At 75.2% G+C, this 17,347-nt stretch carries 14 protein-coding genes; 8 read left to right on the top strand and 6 right to left on the bottom strand.

Annotation, left to right across the window (positions count from 1 at the left end; translation table 11 throughout):
- Nucleotides 1-1,412: 1,412 nt before the first annotated feature.
- Complete coding sequence (locus tag ABIH81_RS16445; RefSeq protein ID WP_349875827.1) at nucleotides 1,413-1,703, bottom strand: hypothetical protein; 291 nt, start codon at nucleotides 1,701-1,703, stop codon at nucleotides 1,413-1,415.
- 1,003 nt (nucleotides 1,704-2,706) lie between these two features.
- Between ABIH81_RS16445 and ABIH81_RS16440 the strand changes: the two genes are divergently transcribed.
- Nucleotides 2,707-4,743 (top strand): WG repeat-containing protein, encoded by a 2,037-nt coding sequence (locus ABIH81_RS16440; protein WP_349875826.1) that lies wholly within the window; start codon nucleotides 2,707-2,709, stop codon nucleotides 4,741-4,743.
- A gap of 101 nt (nucleotides 4,744-4,844) precedes the next feature.
- Here the strand turns inward: ABIH81_RS16440 and ABIH81_RS16435 are convergent, their stop codons facing one another.
- Nucleotides 4,845-5,324, bottom strand: coding sequence for a cupin domain-containing protein (locus ABIH81_RS16435; protein ID WP_216928362.1), 480 nt, complete (start codon nucleotides 5,322-5,324; stop codon nucleotides 4,845-4,847).
- A 79-nt stretch (nucleotides 5,325-5,403) separates the two neighbouring features.
- On the opposite strand from ABIH81_RS16435, the gene ABIH81_RS16430 reads away from it, so the two are divergent.
- A complete protein-coding gene (locus tag ABIH81_RS16430) occupies nucleotides 5,404-6,063 on the top strand; it encodes a helix-turn-helix domain-containing protein (protein WP_349875825.1) in 660 nt (219 codons plus the stop codon).
- Between the two features lie 44 nt (nucleotides 6,064-6,107).
- Nucleotides 6,108-7,106, top strand: a complete 999-nt coding sequence (locus tag ABIH81_RS16425; RefSeq protein WP_349875824.1) for an aldo/keto reductase family protein — start codon at nucleotides 6,108-6,110, stop codon at nucleotides 7,104-7,106.
- A 49-nt stretch (nucleotides 7,107-7,155) separates the two neighbouring features.
- Here ABIH81_RS16425 and ABIH81_RS16420 read toward each other — a convergent pair whose 3' ends face one another.
- Together ABIH81_RS16420 and ABIH81_RS16415 are read right to left on the bottom strand one after the other, a co-directional pair.
- Entirely contained in the window at nucleotides 7,156-7,953 is a 798-nt protein-coding gene (locus tag ABIH81_RS16420) for a site-2 protease family protein (RefSeq protein WP_349875823.1), read from the bottom strand.
- On the bottom strand, nucleotides 7,950-8,150 hold the full coding sequence (locus tag ABIH81_RS16415; RefSeq protein WP_194801142.1) for a hypothetical protein: 201 nt from the start codon (nucleotides 8,148-8,150) through the stop codon (nucleotides 7,950-7,952). The genes ABIH81_RS16420 and ABIH81_RS16415 overlap by 4 nt, the downstream gene beginning before the upstream one ends.
- Before the next feature lie 314 nt (nucleotides 8,151-8,464).
- Between ABIH81_RS16415 and ABIH81_RS16410 the strand changes: the two genes are divergently transcribed.
- The 3 genes from ABIH81_RS16410 (at nucleotide 8,465) to ABIH81_RS16400 (ending at nucleotide 12,497) form a co-directional block, all read left to right on the top strand.
- Nucleotides 8,465-10,381 (top strand): bifunctional adenosylcobinamide kinase/adenosylcobinamide-phosphate guanylyltransferase, encoded by a 1,917-nt coding sequence (locus ABIH81_RS16410; RefSeq protein ID WP_349875822.1) that lies wholly within the window; start codon nucleotides 8,465-8,467, stop codon nucleotides 10,379-10,381.
- Nucleotides 10,371-11,144 (top strand): adenosylcobinamide-GDP ribazoletransferase, encoded by a 774-nt coding sequence (gene cobS / locus ABIH81_RS16405; protein WP_349875821.1) that lies wholly within the window; start codon nucleotides 10,371-10,373, stop codon nucleotides 11,142-11,144. The genes ABIH81_RS16410 and cobS overlap by 11 nt, the downstream gene beginning before the upstream one ends.
- A 63-nt stretch (nucleotides 11,145-11,207) precedes the next feature.
- Nucleotides 11,208-12,497, top strand: a complete 1,290-nt coding sequence (locus ABIH81_RS16400; protein ID WP_349875820.1) for a DUF2314 domain-containing protein — start codon at nucleotides 11,208-11,210, stop codon at nucleotides 12,495-12,497.
- Between the two features lie 10 nt (nucleotides 12,498-12,507).
- Here the strand turns inward: ABIH81_RS16400 and gcvT are convergent, their stop codons facing one another.
- Entirely contained in the window at nucleotides 12,508-13,632 is a 1,125-nt protein-coding gene (gene gcvT, locus ABIH81_RS16395) for a glycine cleavage system aminomethyltransferase GcvT (RefSeq protein WP_349875819.1), read from the bottom strand.
- Nucleotides 13,633-13,798: 166 nt separating this feature from the next.
- On the opposite strand from gcvT, the gene ABIH81_RS16390 reads away from it, so the two are divergent.
- On the top strand, nucleotides 13,799-15,370 hold the full coding sequence (locus ABIH81_RS16390; protein ID WP_349875818.1) for a leucyl aminopeptidase: 1,572 nt from the start codon (nucleotides 13,799-13,801) through the stop codon (nucleotides 15,368-15,370).
- A gap of 74 nt (nucleotides 15,371-15,444) precedes the next feature.
- Here the strand turns inward: ABIH81_RS16390 and ABIH81_RS16385 are convergent, their stop codons facing one another.
- Nucleotides 15,445-15,774: a hypothetical protein gene (locus ABIH81_RS16385; protein ID WP_064448299.1), complete on the bottom strand. Its 330-nt coding sequence runs from the start codon at nucleotides 15,772-15,774 to the stop codon at nucleotides 15,445-15,447.
- Between the two features lie 179 nt (nucleotides 15,775-15,953).
- On the opposite strand from ABIH81_RS16385, the gene lpdA reads away from it, so the two are divergent.
- Nucleotides 15,954-17,345 carry a dihydrolipoyl dehydrogenase gene (gene lpdA / locus ABIH81_RS16380; protein ID WP_349875817.1) on the top strand — a complete coding sequence of 464 codons (1,392 nt, stop codon included), beginning with the start codon at nucleotides 15,954-15,956 and terminating at the stop codon, nucleotides 17,343-17,345.
- Nucleotides 17,346-17,347: the final 2 nt, after the last annotated feature.

Raw genomic sequence — 17,347 nt, 5'->3', positions numbered from 1 at the left:
GACGAGCGGCGCGGGCATCCCGACGGCCCCGGCGCGTACGGCCGCCGGCCCCACCGCCCCGGTCCGCCGCCGGAGCGGCTCGACCAACGCTGGGTACACCCCGACGGCCCACCGCGCCGGGCCGCCCAGCCGGGCTGGATGCCGGAGCCGAACGAGACGCCGCACCCCGCCCCGCGCCGGACCGACCGCCCGGCGGACGGCAGGCGCACCCCGGCCGACGGTCGTCCGGCGGCCTCCGGCGAGCGATGGGGCACGCCACCCGACGCCCGCCAGGACCACTCCCCCGGCGGGCGTCGCGAACCCCTGCCCGACGGGCGCCGCGGCCCCTTCCCGGAGCCGTCACCGAACGATCCCGGCCGTGGCCGGCGCGCTCCCGGCATCGACCGGCGCGACGATGCCGTGCCACCGCCGGAGCGGAGCGCGGCAGGCTGGAGCGAGCCGGGCCGCCGTGAACCGGCCTGGAGCGACCCGGGCCGGCGTGATCCCGGCTGGGGCGGGCCGGGCCACGACGGACGGCGTGAACCCGGCCGTGACGGCTGGCGAGAGCCCGGCCCTCGTCCCCCGGCGGACCGGCGCGAGCCGGCGGACAGCCGATGGGACGGGTACGCGCCGGGCCGTGAGGCCGCCGCGTACCCGGACACCCAGCGCCGGGCGCCGGAGAACGGGCGACCCGCGCGGCAGGGCGAGCCCGACCGGTACGGCGCACAGGGACACCGTCCGGCTGACCCGCACGCCACCGCCCCAGCCCGTCCGGGCGCCGACCAGCGTTGGCAGCGCCCACCGGCCGACCGGCCCCGCCCGCACCAGGGCGAGTGGCCCATCGTCGAGCCGCGCCCCCGGCCGGAACCCGACGCGCACCGGCCGGACGAACGGCACCGCCCGCCCGTGGACCGGCCGGTACCGTCCCGGCACCCGATGCCGCCCGCCGACGACTCGCGCCGCCCCCAGCAGGACGGTTCCGTCCGCCCGGATCCGCGCGACGCTCGGCCTGCCGGTCCGGGCGCCCAGCCCGACGGCGCCGGTCCGCGTACGCAGCCCCACGCCACCCGGCCGCCCACCGCCCCGTCCCGCCCGGACACCGCCCCGTCCCGCCCCGAGGCCGGCCGAGCGCAGCCGGAGCAGGACCGTCGCCGGCCAGACGGGGTCGCCGCGCGTCCGGATTCCCGGCCGCAGCAGTGGCCGGTACGGCCCGACGAGCGCCGTCCGGCATCCCCGGATCAGACCGCCGCGCGCTCCGACGAGTCCCGTCCGGCATCGCCGGATCAGTTCGCCGCGCGTTCGGGCGAATCCCGGACTGCCCGGCCGGATCAGACGGCCGCACGCTCGGACGAGCCCAGGACGGCGCGGCCGGACGAGCGCCGGACGCCGCCGCAGGCACCGAGTACGGCACGGCCCGGGCAATGGCCGGACGCTCATCCGGTCCGAGCCTCCGACAGCCGGAGCACGGCCCCGGCCGAGCCGACCGGACGCCCGCGCGCCGACGACCGTCCCCGTCCCGCCCCGGCTGCGCCCGATCCGCTGTCGGCACAGCGCGCGCCCGTGCGTCCCGGCGACGGCGCGCCTTCGGGTTCCACGTCCGGCGTGCCCGCCTCCGTGGGTCCGGTGGCCGGCGCACCCGTCTCGGGGATGCCGGATTCCAGCAGGCCCGTCTCCGGCGCGCCCATCTCGGGCGCGCCGGTTTCCAGCGCACCGTTCTCGGGCACGGTCACTCCCGCCGCGCCGGTTGCCGGCACGCCCAGCGGCGGTGCGCAGACTCCGACCGGCACCGGACGGGCGGAGCGAAGCGCGGAGCCCGCTCGCCCCACGCCGTCGCAGGGCCGGCCCGAGGAACGGCCGGGCCCGCCTCCGGCCGATCCGGTCCAGCCGGCCCAGGCCGCGTCGGCCCGTCCCGCGCCGCCCGCCTATCCCGGCCCCGCCCCTGCCCGGCCGACCGCGCCACCACCGGTCGTCCCGGCGATGCGCCCCGCCGACCCGGAAGCACAGGCCGCTCGACCCGCGGCGGTCCCCGGTACCCGCCCCATTCCGGGCACGGACGCCCACCGTGTCGAGGCCGGCGCTGGAGCGACGCCCGACACGGGTGCCCGGGCCGTCCCCGGCACGGATGCGGATCGTCCCGTAGCCGAGCCGCGTCCCCGAACCACGCTCGGCACCCCGACTCCGCCAGGCACGGACGCCGGTCGGCCCGGGGCCGATGCGGACGTTCGAGCCGCGGAAATCGACCGCCCCGGAGCCGGCACGGGCGCGCGACCGGAGTCCCGCACGGACGGAGGCCGGCCCGATGCCGAGGTGGACGCCCGAGCCACGTCCGGCACGGACGCCGGCCGTCCCGAAGCCGACACGATCGCTCGGCCCACGCAGGGCACGGACCGTCCCGAAGCCGACGCGGCCGCTCGGCCCACGCAGGGCACGGACCGTCCCGAAGCCGACACGATCGCCGACCGGAGCGACGAGCCGTCGGAGAACGGCCGCGCGGAGAAGACACCTCCGCCCGCCCACGATGCCGAGACATGGTTCCGCCCAGCCCAGCCCACGGGAACCCCGGAACCGCCAGAGATCTTGGAAGATTCCGGCCCTTCTGGGGGCCGTTCCGTACCAAGATCTCTGCCCGGTCACGCTCCCGTGCCGGGGCCGAGCGCCGGTCCGGCGCGAACGTCCACTGCCGACCCGGCCGAGGCCGCAACGACCACCGGCTCACCGGCCGCAGCCGTGGACACGCCGACCATCCCGGAAGTCGAGCGGACGACGGCAGTGGCCGGCACCCCCGCCACCGAATCCGGCAGGTCGGCCGTTGTTCCCGAGCCGCACGTCGCGGTGGCGGCGGCACCCGGCCTGCCCGGCTCCGGTCCGGAGCGCACTCCGACCGATGTCTCCTCCGGCACCGCCGATGTCCGTCAGGACGGCGCGGCACAGCAGAGCACCACCGACGAGACGGCACGGGAGACCATCGCCGAGGACGCGGCCGAGGAACCGACGGCGATCGACGGCACCACGGGTGCCGGCTACGACGGGCCCGTACCGCCCGCTTCCCAGCAGGCCGACACGACGGCCGGTGCCGGCGACGCCACGCCCGCGCAGCCTTCGCCCACCGCTGACGGGATCGCCGTCACCGACAGCGCACCCGCCGAGCACGCCGGCACCCCGGCCGGCACCGAGGGGCCTGACGAAGCGCCGCTCGTCGGCCCCCCTCCGACCGACACCGACCACAGCGAGACCGCCGGCGACGGACCAGGGCTCGACCACGACCACGACCACGACCACGCCGCGCCCGCGCAACAGGGACAGGCGCAGGCGCAGGCGCGGACCCACACCGACGACGGCGAACCGACCCCGGCCGGCACCGGCCACGCCGACGACGCGCAGGAACCGCGTACCCCGGAAGAAGCCGGGACCGACGACGGCGCGGAACCGGCGGCGGACGCCGAGCCGCCGCCTCCGGTCGACCCGGAGCAGGCGCTCGCCGCGGTCGGCTGGGAACTGGATCCGCGTACGCTGCGCGAGCAGGCCCCCGACCCGGCGCAGTTGCGGGACATCCGGGACGGGCTGACCGGCAAGCTGGACACCACGCTCGACAACCGCAGCCGGGCCCGGCTGCTCAGCCTGCGGGCGGTGGCGTCCCGGATCCTCGGTGACCTGGACGACGCGCTCGGGGACGCACGGCTGGCCGTCACGTACGCGGAGGCCACGGGCGAGTTCCGGCGGACCGTGCTGGCCCACGCGCGTCTCGCCGAGGCGCTGCGGTGGCGGGGTGACCACGCGGAGGCGGACCGGCTCTTCGCCGAGGCGAACTCGCCGGAGCTGCCGGACCGGCTGCGCGCGCTGCTGCACGAGCACGCCGGGCGGTGCTGCTACGACCAGGGCCGGCTGACCGAGGCGTGCCTGCACTTCGAGCGGGCGCTGGACCTGCGACACGGCGAGGACGCGCAGCTCAACGCCCGGGTCGAGGTCGCACTGGACGCGATCGCGGAGCGGGCCGCCGCGGACGGCTTCGGTCCCCCGCCGCGCCGGCCCGAGGAGGTGCTCGGCACCCCGCGTCCGCCGGTGGCGACGTTCGACGAGGAGCGGCAGCTCTGGGGGTACGCGGACGCCGACGGCGAGATGGCCATCGCGCACCGGTACGCCGAGGCGCAGCCGTTCCACGAGGGACTGGCCTGGGTACGGCGGCCGGAGGCGTCCCGGTGGGCACTCATCGACACGTCCGGCGCGGCGCTGATCGAGGCGAACAACGGCTACCGGTCGGTGGTGCCCTTCTCGGAGGGGCTGTCCTGGGTGTCGATGGACGGCAAGGGCCGGTGGATGGCCGTCGACCGGATGAACATCGTGAAGATCCCGCCCGGGTACGAGGAGGCCCGGCCGTTCCGCAACGGCCTGGCGGCGGTACGGCAGAACGGCGGCTGGGGCGCGGTGGACCTCACCGGCGAGGTGGTGGTGCCGACCCGCTACCACCGTCTCGGCACGCCGCTCGCGGACGGGCGGGAGGTCGACGGGTTCACCGCCGACGGGCTGGCGGTGGTCGAGCTGGCCGGCCGCCGGGGCGTGGTGAACCGGGCCGGCCGGGTGGTGGTGACGCCGGCGTACGCGACGGTGGTGGTGCATCCGGTGGCGTTCCTGGTCGCGACCGAGTCGGGCCGGTGGGGCGCGCTGGACCGGCGCGGCGAGCCGCTCATCGACCCGGTGCACCCGGGCCGCGCTGCGGTGGTCGCGGAGATCAACCGGCTGCTCGCCGACGCCAGCCCGGTGCTCTGACCCGCGTCCGCCACGCCACCCGGACCGCCACGCCACCCGGACCGCCACGCCACCCGGACCGCCACGCCACCCAGGACCGGCAGCGCCCCCGCGCCGGCCGCTCACGCCGTCGGCGGAGGGCCGAGCAGTTCGATGCCGTTGCGGGCGGCGGCGTGCCCGAGCGCGGCCGGGTCGATCGGCGCCGGGTCGGGCAGCCGGCGGTGCGGCGCCGGTACGCCGGCCTCGGCGGCGAACCGCTCGAACCCGGCCGGCGTGGTGATCTGGAGCGCGCGCAACGGCTCGTCCGGACCGACCACGAAGGTGTGCGCCAGGCCCACCGGCAGCAGGACGAAGTCACCGGGACCGGCGGTGAGCGTGTCGCCGTCGCAGTGGAACCGGGCGGTGCCGGAGAGCAGGTAGAACATCTCGTCCTCGACCTGGTGGCGGTGCAGCGGCGGGGCGAAGCCGGGCGGGTTCACGAACTCGGCGACGGTGAGGCGGTCCCGGGTGTGCCGGCCCCCGGCTTTCAGCGTGCACAGGTTGCCGAGGAACCAGTACGCCTCGCCGTCGTCGGGGCCGAGCAGGTAGGGGCGGACGGACATGGCGGCCTCCGATTTCGGTGAATGCGAGAACATTCGATAGTCAGGAGTCTATTGAATACATTGTTAGTATCGCGAGGTCATGGCTGGAGTCAAGGACGGCAAGTCGACACGCCCCTACCGCTCGGCGGTGCGCGAGGAGAGCGCCCGGCGTACCCGGCAGGCGGTGGTGCGGGCGGCGACCGACCTGTTCGTGACGCGCGGCTACGCGACGACGTCGCTGGCCGACGTGGCCGCCGAGGCGGGCGTCGCCCGGCCCACCGTGTTCGCCGCGTTCGGCTCCAAGGCCGCCCTGCTGCGCCAGGTGCTCGACGAGGCGCTCGCCGGTGACGACGAGCCGGTGCCGGTGGCGCGCCGCCCGTGGTTCCAGCCCGTCTGGGAGGCGACCGACCAGGGCGCGGTGCTCGACGCGTACGCCGGGGTCTGCACGCTGATCGGCCACCGCGCGGCCGGCGCCTTCGAGACGGTGCGCCGCGCGGCCGACGAGGCGCCCGAGGTGGCCGACCTGTGGGAGACGCTGCTGCGTAACCGTCGTGCCGGCGCCGCCATGGTGGTCGACCGGCTGCTCACCCTGGACGGCCCGCTCCGGCCGGGGGCGGGCGCCGAGCGCGCGGTCGACACGCTGTGGTTCTACAACGACCCGGCGCACTACGCGGCGCTGGTGCAACGGTGCGGGTGGGCGGAGGAGAGCTTCCGGCAGTGGCTCGCCGCCCGAATGAGAGACGTGCTGCCGGCGGTGTGAGCGCCGAACGGCGTCCGGGACCGGGCAGGTCTAGGGTCAGGAGCATGGAATTCCGTCACCTGGGCCGCTCCGGCCTGATGGTCAGCGAGATCTCGTACGGCAACTGGATCACCCACGGCTCGCAGGTCGAGGAGGACGCGGCGGTCGCGTGCGTCCGCGCCGCCCTCGACAGCGGCATCACCACCTTCGACACCGCCGACGTGTACGCGGGCACCCGCGCCGAGTCGGTGCTCGGCCGCGCGCTCAAGGGCGAGCGTCGCGAAGGGCTGGAGATCTTCACCAAGGTCTACTGGCCGACCGGTCCCGGCCGCAACGACCGGGGCCTGTCCCGCAAGCACATCATGGAGTCGATCGACGGCTCGCTGCGCCGCCTCCAGACCGACCACGTGGACCTCTACCAGGCCCACCGCTACGACTACAGCACCCCGCTGGAGGAGACGATGGAGGCCTTCGCCGACGTCGTACGCTCCGGCAAGGCGCACTACATCGGTGTCTCCGAGTGGAAGGCGTCCCAGCTGCGCGAGGCGCATGCCCTCGCCCGCGAACTGCGCATCCCGCTGATCTCGAACCAGCCGCAGTACTCGATGCTGTGGCGGGTCATCGAGACCGAGGTGATCCCCACCAGCGAGGAGCTGGGCATCGGCCAGATCGTCTGGTCGCCGATGGCCCAGGGCGTGCTGTCCGGAAAGTACCTGCCGGGCCAGCCACCGCCCGCCGGCTCCCGCGCCACCGACGACAAGTCCGGCGCCGGGTTCATCGCGCGGTTCATGACCGACGACGTGCTCACCCGGGTGCAGCGGCTCAAGCCGCTGGCCGAGCAGGCCGGGCTGACCATGGCGCAGCTCGCCGTCGCCTGGGTGCTCCAGAACCCGAACGTGTCCTCGGCGATCGTCGGCGCGTCCCGGCCGGAGCAGGTGCACGACAACGTGAAGGCGGCGGGCGTGAAGCTCGACGCCGACCTGCTCAAGGCGATCGACGAGATCGTCGAGCCGGTCACCGAGCGGGATCCGGCGAAGACCGAGAGCCCGGCTCAGCGCCCGTGACGTCGCGTCGTTCCCGGGCCGGGCTCGCACCGGCCCGGGGACGACCCGGTCAGCCCTCCCAGAAGCGGATCAGGGCGTAGCTGATCTGGTACAGCTCGCGCGGCAGGCCGAGGGCGTCGCCGACGGCGAAGACCGCACCGAAGAACGCCCGGTTGATCTGCGGGCTCCACAACAGCGCGAAGAGCAGAATGAAGCCGTACGGGGCGAACAGGTCGTACATCCGCCGGTAGGCGGGGCTGAGCCAGGGCTGGAGCATGTTGCCGCCGTCCAGGCCCGGCACCGGCAGCAGGTTGAGCACGCTGGCGGTGAGCTGGAGGAACGCGAGCAGCCCGACGCCGGCCCAGAACTCCAGCGGCCCGCCCAGCTCCGGCCCCCACGCCACGGCCGCCACCAGCACCAGCGTGAACAGCACGTTCGTGGCCGGCCCGGCCAGGCTGACGAGCGTGTGCCGCAACCGGCCGGGGATGGCGTGCCGGTCCACCCAGACCGCGCCGCCGGGCAGGCCGATGCCACCGAGCAGCACCACGACCACCGGCAGCACGATCGACAGCAGCGGGCTGGTGTACTTCAGCGGGTTGAGCGTGAGGTAGCCCCGGTGCGCGATGTCCCGGTCACCGGCCCGGTAGGCGACCACGGCGTGCGCGTACTCGTGCAGGCACAGCGAGACCAGCCAGCCGGAGACGACGAAGAGGAACACGTCGAAGCCGACGTTGCCGTACCGGTTCCAGGTCATCACCCCGGAGGCGACGAAGAGCGCCACCAGGGCCAGGAAGATCGGGCTCGGCCGGAACGCCGCCCGGGGCACGCCGAGGACCAGCGGCTCGCCCGGGCGGTCGTAGCCGGTCATTCGGCCGGGGGTTGCAGGCTCATCCGGTAGTCCACCCGGTCGTCCTCGACCAGCACGACGGTGGTGACGCCGGATGCCGCGAGCTCCCGCCAGGTCTGGCCGATCCACGACTCGGCATCCGCCTGGCTCGTGAACGACTCGGCCGGCCCGTCGGCCGCGTCGCCGTTCGTGCCCTCGTACCGCCAGCTCCACGCCATGCCGCGTCTCCCCTCGCCGCCGTCGTCCCGTGGGACGCCAAACCTCCGCAAGCCTAGTCGGCCCCGCCGACGACGGCCCGCCACCACATGGATCATGCCCACCCCCACCCCCGGCCGCACCCCGCGATCCCCCGGGCCGCACCCCTCGATCCCCCGGGCCGCCACCCGCGATCTTGCGGTTTCCGCCCCGGCAGAGCGGTCATTCCCGGCATCCCGGGGGCCGCAACTGCAAGATCAGCGCGGCGAGGGGGTGGGGAGGGGACAGCGCGGGGGCGAGCTGCCCGGGACGGGGGCGGGCGAACTAAGGTACGGGCATGTCCGTTGACGGGTGGCACACCCTCCTGGTGCTCGGCGGTATCCGCTCCGGCAAGTCCGAGTTCGCCGAGTCACTGGTCGCCGACGCGCCCACGGTCCGGTACGTGGCCACCGCCCCGGCCGGGGATCCGGAGGACACCGAGTGGGCGACCCGCCTCGCGGCGCACCGCGCCCGTCGGCCGGGGAGCTGGAGCACCGAGGAGACCGCGGCGGACCCGGGCCGGCTGGTCGAGGTGATCGCCGCCGCCGGGCCGAACGAGACGCTGCTCGTGGACGACCTGGGCGGATGGGTGACGGTGCTGCTCGACCCGGCCCACCAGCCGGCCGACGACACCGCGACGATCGCCGAGCTGGCCGCGGCGGTGCGCGCCAGCACGGCCCGGCTGGTGCTGGTCAGCCCGGAGGTGGGCCTGTCCCTGGTGCCCACCACGCCGCTGGGCCGGGCGTTCACCGACGCGCTCGGCGCGACCAACCGCGCGGTCGCCGACGCCTGCGACGCGGTCGCGCTCGTGGTGGCCGGTCAGACCGCGTGGCTCAAGCCGGCCACCCCGGCGGCCCCCGCGCACGCCGTGCCGCCGGCCGCCACGTCGCCCGAGGCCACGTCGCCCGAGGCCGTGCCGGCCGACCTCGGCGCCGGGGACGTGACGCTGCCCGAGGTGCTCACCCCGGCCGCCGCCCCGGTGCCCGCCCCGGAAACGTCCAGCAGGCCCGGTACGGGCGACTGGGCCGCACCCACGATGGCGCTGCCGATGATCGCCACCGGTCTGGTCATCCAGCCGGGCATGGAACTGCCGATGCCCGACGACTACACCGGGCCGCAGGCCGTCGACCGGCTCGCCACCCTCGACATCCCCGGCGCCGGTCTCGGCGTGCTGGAGCAGGTGGTCGGCTTCGCCGCCGCCACCCAGGGCACCTCGGCGCCGCGTCCGTGGGACTCGGTGCGCGTACTGCTGATCAAGGGCGACCACGAGGGCGGCGCGTCGGCCGGCGCGGCGCCCGGCGAGTCGGCCCGCCGCGCCCGGCAGGCCCGCGCCGGCCGGGGCGCGCTGGCCCGGCTCGCCGCCGAGAACCGGGCCGGCCTCCAGATCGTCGAGGCGCCCTCCTCGGCGCCGATGGAGGACGGCCCGGCCCTGTCCGCCGACGAGGTCGAGGCGGCGCTGCGCTACGGCTGGCGGCTCGCCGAGCAGGCCGCCGACGCGGGGGTGCAGCTGCTGGTGCTGGCCGCGTGCGGTGCGGGCGCCGAGGCCGCCGCCGCGGCGGTGCTCGCGGCCACCGCCGGCGCGGAACCGCCGACGGTGCTCGGCCGGGTGGTCACCGAGCAGGGCGAGATCGACGACACCGCCTGGATGGTCCGCTGCGCGGCGGTACGGGACGCGCTGCACCGCACCCGGCGCTCCGCCCGGGAGGCCAAGGACGTCCTGGCCGAGCTGGGCGGCGGCGACATCGCGCTGGCCACCGGCGTACTGCTGGGCGCCACCGCCCGCAAGGTGCCGGTGCTGCTGGACGGACCGGTCGGCACCGCCGCCGCCATGGTCAGCCGCGACCTGGCCGGCCAGGCCCGGCACTGGTGCCTGCTACCCGACCACGGCGGCCGTCCGGGCGTGCGGCTCGCCGCCGACGTGCTCGGCCTGACCCCGCTGGTGGACCTGCGGCTCGACCTGGGCGAGGGGGCGACCGCGCTGGCCGCGCTGCCGCTGCTGCGCTCCGCGCTGACGCTCGCCGCCACGCTGCCGGTGCACCCGTCGCTGGGCGGACCCGACGACGAGGGCGGCACCGACGAACGCACCGGCGACGACGGCCGCGACGCCGGCCGGACCGAGGACGAACCGGACTTCGCCGAGCCGGAGCCGGCCGGGCCGGGACCGACCACGATCGGGGCCGACGAGCCGGTCTCCCCCGGCCGACGTGCCGACTGAGGCGCGGCTCGCCGACGGCATCCGGCTGGCGCTCACCACGTTCACCACTCTCCCGGTACGCGCCGGCCGGGTCGACCGGGCCGCCGCCGGCACCGCGATGGCGCTGGCCCCGCTGGTCGGCGCGCTGCTCGGCGCCGTACTCGGCGGGGTGCTGCTGCTCACCGGCGCGCTCGCGCCGCCCTTCGTCGCCGCGGTGGTCACGGTGGGACTGGGCGCGCTGCTCACCCGGGGCCTGCACCTGGACGGGCTGGCCGACACCGTGGACGCGCTCGGCTCGTACCGGCGCGGTCCGGCCGCGCTGGAGATCATGAAGCAGCCGGACGTCGGCCCGTTCGGGGTGGTCGCGCTCGTGGTCGTACTCCTGCTCCAGAGCGCGGTACTCGCGGAGCTGGCCGGCCGGGACGCCCTCGCCGCGTTCGCCGCGGTGGTCGCGGCCACCGCGGCCGGGCGGCTCGCCGTCGGCCTGGCCTGCCGGCGCGGCGTGCCGGCGGCCCGGCCGGAGGGCCTGGGCGCGCTCGTGGCCGGCACCGTGGGCTGGGCCGCGCCGGCGCTCGGCGCGCTCGCCGTCGCGCTGGCGGCCGTGCCCGCCGTGCCGGACCGTCCGTGGCAGGGGCCGCTCGCCGTGCTCGGCGCGCTCGCCGTCGCGGCCGGGCTCCTCCGGCACCTGGTACGCCGCTTCGGCGGCATCACCGGCGACGTGCTCGGGGCGCTCGTGGAGATCGTCACCACGCTGTCCTACCTGGGACTGGTGCTGACCGGCTGAGCGCCGGCGGTCCGGGCGGGTAGCGTTCGGGGCGAGTGCACCGGCGCGGTCGAGGGGGACGGCATGCTCATCACGGACGACTTCCTGCCGGTACCGGTGCCCGAGTCGCTCGACGCGACGTACCTGGTGCCGATCACCGGGCTGCCGAAGGTGAGCCCGAAGACCGCCGTGGAGGGGCTGGCCGGCCGGCTCGCCGAACCGGTCCACGGGCTGGCCCGGCAGATGCTCGACAGCCCGCTGATGACCGTGGACACCCGTACCGTCGACGAGTTCCCCGAGCTGCCACCGGACCTGCTCACCGCGTTCGGCGCCACCGAGGAGCAGCTGGCCCGGCTGGCCGCCGCCACCCACCTGGTGGTGGTGCAGGCGGAGTACCGGCCGGGCTGGCCGCCCGCGCACGAGTGGGCCGCCCGCGCGGTCGCCGCGGCGGTCGCCGAGACGGTCGGCGGGGACGTGGTGGACGTCTTCGGGCTCCAGTTCCTCGACCCGGCGGCGGCGCTGCGCTCGCTGCCGGACGAGCAGGGCCGGATCCGGCTCGTCGACTGGGTGCTGGTGCCCTACTCCTCGGACTCCGACGGGCTCTGGTTCACCACGAAGGGGCTGCGCCGGTTCGGGCTGCTGGAGTTGCAGGCCCAGGGCGTGCCGGACCACCTGACCCGGGCGTGGGGCGCGGTGATGACCGGCGCGGCCCGGCGGCTGCTGCGGGACTGGACCGACGGGCTGGCCGGCGAGGAGGTGCCGGCGTTCGTGCAGCTTCCGGTGCTGGCCACGGTGACCGGACACGACATCGCCGTGGCGTACGGCAACCCGGAGCAGCACGGCGCGACCGCGCCGGTGCTGCTGCGGCTGGAGCTGGACCCGGCCACCGACCCGGACGCCGACTCGTTCCTGAGCCTCAACCCGCCGCCCGGGCACCCGGGTCCGCCCGGCCGCTACTTCGCCGCGGCCTGCGCGACGCTGTTCAACGGCATCCAGCCGGACGTGCGCTACACCCGCGCCGGTGACGCGATGAGCCGCGCGGTGGAGACCGCCCGGGCCGCGCTCGGCGACATCCGGGCCCGCTTCCTGGCCGGGCGGCTGCCCGAGGAGAGCCAGCTCGTGGTCAAGTACGGCCTGCCCGGCGACGACGGCCCCGAGTACGTCTGGGCCGGGGTGACCTCGTGGGACACCCCGGAACGGATCGTCGGCGCCAGCGCCAGCGACGCCAACACCGACCCGAGCGTGCGGATCGGCTCGCCCGTGGTGGTGGAGGCGTCGGACGTGGTCGACTGGGCGGTGCTGGACGGCACCGGCGTGCTGGAGGGCGGCTGGACGCAGGCAGTCCTCGACGCCGGGGAGCGCGGCGAGGACTGACCCGCGCGGCTCAGCGCACCGAGGGCTTGACGAACGGCGGCCTGGTCAGGCGCATCCGGGCGCGGCGGCCACGGATGTCCACCTCCAGCTCGTCGCCGTCGGGCAGCTTCGGGTCGGTGTCGACCAGCGCCAGCGCGACGCCCTGCTTGAGCGTCGGGCTGAACGTGCCGCTGGTGATCGTGCCGACCTGCCGGTCGCCCGCGTACACGGCCATGCCGGGGCGCGGGATGGCCCGGTCGACGGCGGTGAGGCCGCGCAGCGTACGGGCCGGGCCGGCGGCCTTCTCGGCGCGCAGCGCGTCGCGGCCCCAGAACGCCGCCTTGTCCCAGCCCACCGCCCAGCCGGAGCGGCCCTGCACCGGGGTGATCTCCGGGGACAGATCCTGCCCGTGCAGCGGGTAGCCCATCTCGGTGCGCAGCGTGTCCCGGGCGGCCAGGCCGCAGGCGCGTACGTCGTCGGCCGCGGCGAAGATCGCGTCCCAGACGGCGACCGCGTGCCCGGACGCGACGACCAGCTCGTAGCCCAGCTCGCCGGTGTAGCCGGTGCGGCACACGGTCAGCTCCACCCCGTCCAGGGTGGCGGTGGAGAAGCTCATGTAGTCGTGCCCGGTGGGCAGGCCGAGCGCGTCCAGCAGCTCCGCCGAGCGCGGACCCTGGACCGCGAGCACCGCGTACGCCTCGTGCTCGTCGATGACGGTGACGCCCCCGGGCGCGGCGGCGCGCAGCCGGCGGGCCACCTCGGCGGTGTTGGCCGCGTTGGGCACCAGGAAGACGTGGTCGTCGGCGTGCAGGTAGGCGATGATGTCGTCCACCACGCCGCCGGTGGCGTCGTCGCAGCAGAGCGTGTACTGCGCCTGGCCGGGCGTGATCCGGCCGAGGTCGTTGGTGAGGCAGGCGTTGACGAAGTCCGCCGCGCCCGGCCCGGTGACCCGGATCTTGCCCAGGTGCGAGACGTCGAACACGCCGACGCCCTCGCGGACGGCCGTGTGCTCCTTGAGCACGCCGCCACCGGCGTACTCCAGCGGCATCTGCCAGCCCCCGAAGGGGGCGAACTTCGCGCCGAGCGCGGTGTGCCGCTCGTGCAGCGGGGATCGGCGCAGCCGGGTCTCGGCAGCGTCGGAGGTCACCTCGGTCATGGGTGGCAACTTACCGGCCCGGAACGCTGTGGTTAGCATCGGCGGGATCCCGCCGGCACGCATCGGCGGGACAGCCACGCCTCCCGGCGGGTAGGTTGCCGCCGGAGAGACCTTCATCGCCGGTACGCGACGACGCGGCCGGCCCGGCCCGCCCGGAGTAGCTTTCGTGACATCGCCCCGCACCACCCTCAGCCTGGTCGACACCGACCCCGCCGAACTCGCCGTCGACGCGATCGTGATCGGCGTGCACAGCCAGACCACCGAGCCGGGCAGCGGCGCACCCGCCCACGCCCTGCTGCTGGCCACCGGCGGGGAGAGCATCGCCGCCGCGTTCGACGGAAAGCTGACCGAGACGCTGGCCCTGCTCGGCGCGACCGGTGGCCCGGGCGAGGTGATCAAGCTGGCCACGCTGGGCACCGTGACCGCGCCGCTGGTCGTGGCCGTGGGCCTCGGCCCGGAGCCGTCGGGTGCCGCTCCGGCCCCGGAGTCGCTGCGCCGGGCCGCCGGTGCCGCGGTGCGGGCGCTGGCCGGCGCCCCGCGCGTCGCCCTGGCCCTGCCGCTGCCCGACGACGCCGACGCCCCGGCCGCGCTGCGCGCGGTCGCCGAGGGCGCGCTGCTGGGCGGCTACCGGTTCGCCGGCTACAAGACCAAGCCGCAGCCGGCCCGGCGCGAGCCGGTGGGCGAGGTGCTGGTGGCGGTGCCGGACGCGGCCGACGCGACCGCACAGGCCGAGATCGCGCGGGCGCAGGCGGTGGCCGGCGCGGTGCGGACCAGCCGGGACTGGGTCAACACCGCGCCGAACGAGCTGCGTCCCCCGGCGTTCGCCGACGTCGTCTCCGCCGCCGCCCGCGAGGCGGGGCTGGAGGTCGAGGTGCTGGACGAGGCGGCGCTGGCGGCCGGCGGCTACGGCGGCATCCTCGCCGTCGGTCAGGGCTCCGAGGCCCCGCCTCGGCTGGTGAAGCTCACCTACACGCCCGACGGCGGCGGCGGCAACGGCAAGCGGGTCGCGCTGGTCGGCAAGGGCATCACGTTCGACACCGGCGGCATCTCGATCAAGCCGGCGCAGGGCATGTGGGAGATGAAGTCGGACATGGCCGGCGCGGCCGCGGTCGGCGCGGCCATGCTGGCGGTCGCGGCGCTCAAGCCGTCGGTGACCGTCACCGGCTACCTGCCGATGGCGGAGAACATGCCGTCGGGCACCAGCTACCGGCCGGGCGACGTGATCAGCATGTTCAACGGCAAGAAGGTGGAGGTGCTCAACACCGACGCCGAGGGCCGGATGGTGCTGGCCGACGCGATGGCGCGGGCCTGCGCGGACGGCGCGGACTACCTGTTCGAGACCTCGACGCTGACCGGCGGGCAGGTGATCGCGCTGGGCAAGCGGATCGCCGGCGTGATGGGCACCCCGGAGCTGTGCGAGCGGGTGCGGGTGGCCGGCGACGCGACCGGTGAGCCGGCGTGGCCGATGCCGCTGCCGGACGACGTGCGCAAGGGCATGGAGTCCGACGTCGCGGACATCTCGCAGGTGAACGCCGGGATGGACCGGGCCGGGCACATGCTCCAGGGCGGGGTGTTCCTGCGCGAGTTCGTCACCGACGACGTGGCCTGGGCGCACATCGACATCGCCGGTCCGGGCTACCACTCGGGCGAGGCGACCGGCTACTGGACCAAGGGCGGCACCGGCGTGCCGGTGCGTACGCTCGTGCACCTGGTCGAGGACGTCGCCGCCAACGGCTGACGTGTAAGGAAGGGCCCCTTCTTAACGCCTCGCGTTGTAGAAGGGGCCCTTTTTAACACCCGCGCGCAGATAGCTCAGTACAGCTCGGGGCGGCGCTTCCGGCGCTCGTTGTAGTCGCGCATCCGCTGCGGATAGCCCATCAGCCGCACGTCGTAGATCGGGATCGCGATCCGGTGCGCCCAGCGGCGGGCCTCGTCCGGCCCGCCGACGCGGCGCCGGGTCCACTCGCCGTCGTCGGCGATCAGCATGATCGTGGTCTCGGTGACAGTCGTGCGGGGCTCGATGTACGCCTCGACGCCCTTGCGGGTCCGGACGAAGTTCTCCAGATGGTCCAGATCGGCGCGGTCGGCTGCGCGGTCGCGGCTCGCCGGGGCCGCCCGCTTGCGTCGTCGGAACAGCCCCACCGAATCCACTCCTCCCCCACCGCCGTCATCGAGGACGGTGCCAAGGGTACGTGCCATCGACGTGTCGTTGGGCACCTCGGTACGCGCCCGGTCCGTGGTGGTGACAAGATGACCGAGGTGGGGTGTGCCTGTTACTCCGCCGTAACCCCCGATGCAGTGACGCGACCTGGGAGTTGGATGTGAGCGAGCCGAACGACACGACCTTCGACATCGTCATCCTCGGAGGTGGTAGCGGCGGCTACGCGGCGGCGCTGCGTGCCGCCCAGCTGGACCTCTCCGTCGCGCTCATCGAGAAGGGCAAGCTGGGCGGGACCTGCCTGCACAACGGGTGCATCCCGACCAAGGCGCTGCTGCACGCCGCCGAGATCGCCGACCAGACCCGCGAGTCCGAGCAGTTCGGCGTGAAGGCCGAGCTGGTCGGCATCGACATCACGGCGGTCAACTCGTACAAGGACGGCGTGATCTCCCGCCTGTACAAGGGCCTCCAGGGCCTGGTGGGCGGCAACAAGAAGATCACCTTCGTGGCGGGCGCCGGCAAGCTGGTCGGCAAGAACGTCGTCGAGGTCGACGGCAAGCGCTACACCGGCCGCAACGTCGTGCTGGCCTCCGGCTCGTACGCCAAGAGCCTGCCCGGCCTGGACGTCGACGGCGAGCGGATCATCACCAGCGACCACGCGCTGACGCTGGACCGCATCCCGTCGTCGGCGATCGTGCTCGGCGGCGGCGTGATCGGCGTCGAGTTCGCCAGCGTCTGGAAGTCCTTCGGCGTGGACGTGACCATCGTCGAGGCGCTGCCCCGCCTGGTCGCCGCCGAGGACGAGGAGTCGTCGAAGGCGCTGGAGCGGGCGTTCCGCAAGCGGAAGATCAACTTCAAGGTCGGCAAGCCGTTCGAGAAGGTCGAGAAGACCGACAAGGGCGTGAAGCTGACCATCTCCGGCGGCGACACGGTCGAGGCCGAGCTGCTGCTGGTCGCCGTGGGCCGCGGCCCGACCACCGCCGGCCTCGGCTACGAGGAGCAGGGCGTCAAGATGGACCGCGGCTACGTGCTGACCGACGAGCGGCTGCGCACCAGCGTGCCGAACGTCTACGCGGTCGGCGACATCGTGCCCGGCCTCCAGCTCGCGCACCGCGGCTTCCAGCAGGGCATCTTCGTCGCCGAGGAGATCGCCGGGAAGAACCCGGCCGTGATCGACGAGGCCGGCATCCCGCGCGTCACCTACTGCGACCCGGAGCTGGCGTCGGTCGGCCTGACCGAGGCGAAGGCCAAGGAGCAGTACGGCGCCGACAAGATCAAGACCTACAACTACAACCTGGGTGGCAACGGCAAGAGCCAGATCCTCAAAACCGCCGGCCACGTGAAGCTGGTCCGGGTGGACGACGGCCCGGTGGTCGGCGTGCACATGGTCGGCGCCCGGGTCGGTGAGCTGATCGGCGAGGCGCAGCTCATCTACAACTGGGAGGCGTACCCGGCGGAGGTGGCGCAGCTCGTGCACGCCCACCCGACGCAGAACGAGGCCCTGGGCGAGGCGCACCTGGCCCTGGCCGGCAAGCCGCTGCACGCGCACGCCTGACA

It is taken from the genome of Micromonospora sp. HUAS YX12 (assembly GCF_040215685.1).
In the GTDB taxonomy this organism is placed as follows: Bacteria; Actinomycetota; Actinomycetes; order Mycobacteriales; family Micromonosporaceae; genus Micromonospora; species Micromonospora tulbaghiae.
Note: the sequence above shows the minus strand (reverse complement) of the source record. Positions and strands in the feature narration are given on the sequence as shown.